Origin of the sequence: Lysinibacillus sp. NPDC097231, assembly GCF_044761885.1 — a bacterium.
In the GTDB taxonomy this organism is placed as follows: Bacteria; Bacillota; Bacilli; order Bacillales_A; family Planococcaceae; genus Lysinibacillus.
Genome location: NZ_JBIWDH010000005.1, coordinates 1 through 6782, shown reverse-complemented (window position 1 = coordinate 6782; position 6782 = coordinate 1). Strand labels below are relative to the sequence as shown.

5 protein-coding genes are annotated in these 6782 nt (G+C 39.1%); all 5 read left to right on the top strand.

Annotated elements, in window-relative coordinates; translation table 11 throughout:
* Positions 1–219: 219 nt before the first annotated feature.
* The 5 genes from ACIQXF_RS05090 to rpoE all read left to right on the top strand — a co-directional run bounded on the left by ACIQXF_RS05090 (position 220) and on the right by rpoE (position 6492).
* Positions 220–1356, top strand: coding sequence for an acyl-CoA dehydrogenase (locus ACIQXF_RS05090; protein ID WP_402779835.1), 1137 nt, complete (start codon positions 220–222; stop codon positions 1354–1356).
* A 3-nt stretch (positions 1357–1359) separates the two neighbouring features.
* Positions 1360–1995, top strand: coding sequence for a TetR/AcrR family transcriptional regulator (locus tag ACIQXF_RS05085; protein WP_402779833.1), 636 nt, complete (start codon positions 1360–1362; stop codon positions 1993–1995).
* A 236-nt stretch (positions 1996–2231) separates the two neighbouring features.
* The gene (gene icmF / locus ACIQXF_RS05080) at positions 2232–5480 is read left to right on the top strand and encodes a fused isobutyryl-CoA mutase/GTPase IcmF (protein ID WP_402779831.1); all 3249 of its coding nucleotides are present in this window, start codon (positions 2232–2234) and stop codon (positions 5478–5480) included.
* Between the two features lie 151 nt (positions 5481–5631).
* The gene (locus ACIQXF_RS05075; RefSeq protein ID WP_402779829.1) at positions 5632–5790 is read left to right on the top strand and encodes a hypothetical protein; all 159 of its coding nucleotides are present in this window, start codon (positions 5632–5634) and stop codon (positions 5788–5790) included.
* Between the two features lie 153 nt (positions 5791–5943).
* The gene (rpoE, locus tag ACIQXF_RS05070; RefSeq protein ID WP_402779827.1) at positions 5944–6492 is read left to right on the top strand and encodes a DNA-directed RNA polymerase subunit delta; all 549 of its coding nucleotides are present in this window, start codon (positions 5944–5946) and stop codon (positions 6490–6492) included.
* The last annotated feature ends 290 nt before the right edge of the window (positions 6493–6782 follow it).

Sequence of the window (6782 nt, the reverse complement as noted above, 5' to 3'; positions counted from 1 at the left end):
GTAGCCGGAAATCGCTCAGGTGGGACAGAGAACTGCTCGGGTAGCCAAGGAAATCGCTCAGGTAATGCAGAGAACAGTTCGCTTAATTCAATAAGCTAATTACTAATGTCGCACCGAAATTCCAATCGATAATAGAATGACCAAGATAAAAAAGCAATCATCAAAGAAGCGTAATCACCTAGAAATTAATAGAGTCTAACTAAAAAGGGGAAATGGACAATGAACTTTCAATTAACAGAAGAGCATGAACAATTACGTGAAATGATTCGTGATTTTGCTATTAATGAAGTGGCACCAACAGCAGCCGAGCGTGATGAGAACGAAGAGTTTGATCGAGCTATTTTCGATAAAATGGCGGAGTTGGGCTTAACAGGTATTCCGTGGCCAGAAGAATATGGTGGTGCAGGCTTTGATTATCTTGCATATGTCATTGCTGTAGAGGAATTATCACGTGTATGTGCTTCAACTGGGGTAACTTTATCCGCACATACTTCATTGGCAGGCTGGCCAATTTTTAAATTCGGTACTGAAGAACAGAAACAAAAATATCTTCGTCCAATGGCGGAAGGTAAGCATATCGGTGCATATGGTTTAACAGAGCCAGGATCGGGTTCTGATGCTGGTGGCATGAAAACATATGCAAAACGTGATGGCGATGACTATATTTTAAACGGTTCGAAAATTTTCATTACCAATGGTGGAGTAGCAGATACATATGTCGTATTTGCAGTAACAGATCCAGAAGCAAAAAATGGCACATCTGCTTTTATCGTGGAAGCCGGATATGAAGGTTTCTCAGTAGGTAAGAAGGAGAAAAAATTAGGGATTCGCTCATCTCCTACAACTGAAATTATTTTCGATAACTGTCGTGTTCCGAAAGAAAACCTGCTTGGAGCTGAGGGAGACGGCTTCAAAATTGCGATGATAACTCTTGATGGAGGACGTAACGGTATCGCGGCTCAAGCTGTAGGGATTGCACAAGGAGCATTGGATGCAGCGGTTGACTATGCAAAAGAACGTGTTCAATTTGGAAAGCCGATTACTGCCAACCAAGGTGTATCCTTCAAACTAGCCGATATGGCTACTCAAATTGAAGCATCTCGACTTCTTACATACCAGGCTGCTTGGTTAGAGTCGAATAGTCTCCCTTATGGTAAAGCGTCTGCTATGGCAAAATTAATGGCTGGTGATACGGCGATGAGTGTAACGACTGAGGCAGTTCAAATCTTTGGAGGCTATGGCTATACGAAAGATTATCCGGTTGAGCGCTTTATGCGTGATGCGAAAATTACACAAATCTATGAAGGTACGCAAGAGATTCAACGTCTTGTTATCTCGCGTATGTTGACAAAATAACGTATGACAGAAAGAGATAAGAGACCCCAAGTACAGTCAACAGTAAAAGATGAAAATCTCATCGCCATTCGTCGAGAACAAATGATACAGGGAGCCATTAAATTATTTAAAGAAAAAGGTTTTCATCGTGCCACGACGAGAGAAATCGCAAAAGCTGCAGGCTTTAGTATTGGAACATTATACGAATACATTCGTACGAAAGAAGATGTCCTTTACCTTGTATGTGATAGCATTTACCATCATGCAATGGAGCGACTTTCAAGTTATGAGATTAAGGCAGGAACTATAGAAGAGTTAAAGGAAATGATTCGAGAGTATTTCTTGCAAATTGATAGTATGGTTGATGAACTGACAATCATGTATCAAGAAACAAAATCATTGTCAAAAGAAGCACAACGTTATGTATTCAGTAAAGAATTTGAAATGGTTGCGACTTTTGAGCGATTACTAAAACGCTGTGTGCAGTCAGGTGAAATAACGATGACGGAAAAGCAAATCCATTTGGCAGCCAATAACTTAGTTGTTGCTGGGCAAAGTTGGGCGTTCCGTAAATGGGCGCTTCATCGTCAGCATTCAATTGAGGAATTTATTGATATGCAAATTACATTGTTTATTTCAGGCATAAAGGGGTTCAAATAAGTTTCACTAAGGGGTTGTCGGTAATTGCATAAAGCGACATTGCAATTGCCGACTTTTTTTGAATGAAAAGGCTCATTACCGAAATATAGGGGTGACATTTGTTAAAAACGTATGTCATGTAAATAAGTTGATTGGAACGAGCACAGCGAGTGAGCGCCCAGTCGGAACGGAAATCAACCCCACGTTATGATGGTGAGCCGACAAAGAACATTAAGGGGAGAAAGTGGGGATTTCATATGACAAAGGTAGAAGTATATCGTCCAAAAAATCACGTACGTTTTGTAACAGCATCGAGTCTTTTTGATGGGCATGATGCTTCAGTCAATATCATGCGACGTATTTTACAATCGAGCGGTGTGGAGGTCATTCATTTAGGACATAATCGCTCTGTGGAAGAAGTCGTAAATGCTGCGATTCAAGAGGATGCTCAAGGTATTGCCATATCTTCTTATCAAGGCGGGCATATGGAATACTTTAAATATATGTATGATTTGCTTCGTGAAAAAGGTGCGCCACATATTAAAATTTATGGCGGTGGTGGTGGCGTTATTTTACCACGTGAAATTAAAGAGCTACATGCTTATGGGATTGCAGGGATTTTCTCGCCAGAAGATGGGCGTGTCTTAGGTTTGCAAGGGATGATCAATGAGCAAATTAAAGGTACTGATTTCCCAACTGCAACAGGTAACTATCAAGAAAAACTGGATGCACTATCAACAGAAACACCAGAAATTTTGGCAAATTTATTGACAGCGGCAGAGTCGAATAACGATGAAGAAACGAAAAAGATGTTAGAAGAAGCTCGCAAACGCTCGAAAGGAACGCCTGTATTGGGTATTACAGGAACAGGTGGAGCTGGTAAATCTTCATTGACAGATGAGTTAATTCGTCGCTTCTTGAAAGAGTTTCCAGATAAACGTGTAGCAATTCTTTCAGTAGATCCGACAAAGCAAAAAACTGGTGGGGCATTGCTTGGAGATCGAATTCGTATGAATGCGATTTTCAATAATCGAGTATATATGCGTAGTCTAGCAACTCGTGGATCTCGTACTGAGCTTTCTGCTTCGATTGGGGACGTATTAGATGTAGCACGTGTAGCGGGCTATGATTTAATCATTGTCGAAACAAGTGGGATTGGTCAAGGCGATGCGGAAATTACAAAATATACGGACCTATCTATGTATGTCATGACAAGTGAGTTCGGTGCTCCAACTCAGCTTGAGAAAATCGATATGATTGATTTTGCGGATGTTATCGCTATCAATAAATTTGAACGTAAAGGCTCTGAGGATGCACTTCGACAAGTGCAGAAGCAATACCAACGATCTCGGGAGCTTTGGGATGAACTAATTGATAATATGCCTGTTTACGGTACCATTGCTAGTCAATTCAATGATAAAGGAACGAATGCTTTATTTGCCGCACTAGTAAATATTATTAACGAGAAAACAGGATCTAATTGGGAAACAGGCTATGAACAATTTGCAAAAACACAAAAACAAGATGTGATAATTCCGAATGATCGACGTTATTATTTACGTGAAATTACAGACACAGTTCGCGGCTATCACAAAAAATCAGAGCAACAAGTAGCCTTTGCACGGCGTCTATTCCAATTAGAGGGAGCTATTACAGCAGTTCAGGAAAAAGCGCCAGATGATGCACTTGTCGCATCCCTTACTTCTTTAGCAAAAGGTGTTCAAGACGAATTAACAGCAGAATCTAAACGTATATTAGATAATTGGCAGGCTTTAAAAGAAGCGTATGCAGGAGATGAATTTGTAACGAAAGTTCGTGATAAGGAAATTCGTACAATTTTAAAAACAACAAGTCTTTCTGGTACAAAAATTCCTAAAGTTGTCTTGCCGAAATTCGTGGACTACGGTGAAATTTTACGTTGGGTATATAAAGAAAATGTACCTGGAGAATTCCCATACACAGCGGGTGTGTTCCAATTTAAGCGTGAAGGTGAAGATCCGAAGCGACAATTTGCTGGTGAGGGTACGCCAGAGCGTACAAATAAACGATTCCATTATTTATCGAAGGATGATGATGCAAAACGTTTATCAACGGCATTTGATTCGGTGACATTATACGGTGAGGACCCAGATTATCGACCAGATATTTATGGGAAGGTTGGAGAATCTGGTGTATCTATTTGTACGCTAGAGGATATGAAAAAGCTTTATGCAGGCTTTGATTTATGTGCACCATCTACATCAGTATCAATGACAATTAATGGTCCGGCACCGATTATTTTGGCAATGTTCATGAATACGGCTATTGATCAACAAGTGAAACTGCGTGAGAAAGAACTTGGTCGACCTTTGACAGTTGAAGAATTTACGGAGACACGAGAGAAAACTGTACAGGTAGTGCGTGGAACGGTACAAGCGGATATTTTAAAAGAAGACCAGGGACAAAATACATGTATTTTCTCTACAGAGTTTGCATTGCGTATGATGGGAGATATTCAACAGTACTTTATTGACCATAAAGTTCGTAATTACTACTCAGTGTCTATCTCTGGTTACCATATTGCAGAAGCTGGAGCGAATCCAATTTCACAATTAGCATTCACTTTAGCAAATGGCTTTACGTATGTGGAATATTATTTAAGTCGTGGAATGAATATCGATGATTTTGCACCAAATCTATCATTCTTCTTCTCTAACGGACTTGACCCAGAGTATACAGTAATTGGACGTGTTGCTCGTCGTATCTGGGCAATTGTGATGCGTGATAAGTACAGTGCAAATGAACGTGCACAAAAGTTAAAATATCATATCCAAACATCTGGACGCAGCTTACATGCACAGGAGATAGACTTTAATGATATTCGTACAACGTTACAGGCTCTAATGGCCTTACAGGATAACTGTAATTCATTGCATACAAATGCCTATGATGAGGCCATTACAACGCCTACTGAGGAATCTGTACGTCGTGCGATGGCCATTCAAATGATTATTACAAAGGAACATGGTTTAGCGAAAAATGAAAACCCATTACAAGGTGCGTTTATCGTGGAAGAATTAACGGATCTTGTAGAAGAAGCGGTACTAGAAGAATTTGACCGAATCAATGATCGTGGTGGTGTGCTCGGTGCAATGGAAACGCAATATCAACGCGGTAAAATTCAAGAAGAATCTATGTACTACGAAATGCTAAAACATTCTGGAGAGTTGCCAATCATTGGTGTAAACACATACTTAAATCCGAACCCTCCTTCAGATGACGAAATTGATAATATGGAAATTGCTCGTGCATCGACAGAAGAAAAAGAGACGCAAATTCATAATTTACATGCCTTCTGGAAGCAAAACGAAGAAGAAGCGGGAGCTGCTATTGCTCGTTTGCAGGAAATAGCTGTTAGCAATGGAAATATTTTTGCTGAACTTATGGAAACAGTAAAAGTAGCTAGTCTAGGTCAAATTACGAAGGCTTTATATGAAGTAGGCGGACAATATCGTCGTAACATGTAATTCATAAATGTCACAACTTCTTACCTTTTAAGTATTTATGCTATTTTATACGAAATGCTTCTGTAGTTTTAAGTGTCTAGTCTTAGGATTAGGCACTTTTTTTCATTTTCGTTATAATTGAACTGTAAAAAAAGGGGAGGCGTAGTAGAGGATGAAATCAATTATTCACTACATCATTGTTTTAGCTTTAGTGTTAGGAGTTATTTTCCTGTATAATAAGCAAGTTGGCGCTATTCCTTTACTATTACTATCTGTATATTTGTTTTACCTAGGTATAAAAAAAATGCGTAATATAAAAAACAGTAATTGAAGCTAGCAAAGAGGCTAAAACTTTGTATATAATGGGTATTATGCTTATGATATGGAATATTACTTTTGTGCGGCCTTTTTTGCTGCATTCCGAAAATAAAGCTCCATGTAATTTTAAAACGTCCATTGTGATGAGGGAAAGGAAGTGCACGAATTGAATTTTCGTGAAATGACAAAAGAACAATTAATGGAAGAATCGTTAATTAACTTAGCTTATGCAATTTTAAATGAAAAACGTGCCTCAGTGTCTTTTAATGACTTACTAACAATAATCCAAGAGCTTGTAGGCTATAGTGATGAAGAAATAAAAGCCCGCCTACTACAATTCTACACAGATATTAACGTAGATGGCCGCTTCTTATTCAATCAGGAGACAGGTTGGGGCTTACGTGAATGGTTTAAAGTTGAACAAATTGAGGAAGAAACAGCACCTTCTGTTAAAACCCATAAGAAAAAATCTAAAGCTACTCTTGATGGCGAAGATGATTTAGAAGAAGATGTAGATTTAGAAGAAGACGATATCGACTTTGATGAAGACTTTGAAGAATTCGTTGAAGAAGACGATGTTGATGACGATGAAGATGATGAAAAAGAAGACATTGACTTTGAAGATGAAGATTTAGAGGACATCGATGACGAAATCGACGAAGACTTTATCGAAGATGAAGAGGATGAATTCGAAGAAGATGAGGAAGAGGTTTAAAATAATTACTCTTTGAATTTTCTTTCTTTTATCCATGTAGTAAAAAATCTTGACTTCTATAACGGTTAAGTTTAATCTTTTACTTGGGCTCCTTAAAAAAAGGAGAAAGACCGTGTATGTAATACGCTCCCCCTGCAAACCTATGCAGGAGGAGCGTTTTTTTGTTTTTAACTTCTGGAAGAAGTTAAAGCTTTATGTGCGCCCGGCATGCGTATGAACTATAGGGTGCAAGTCCCGAACCCCGAAGACAGAAGTAGAGGTTAGCCAAGAGCAAGGGTGTCCGTGGTGAC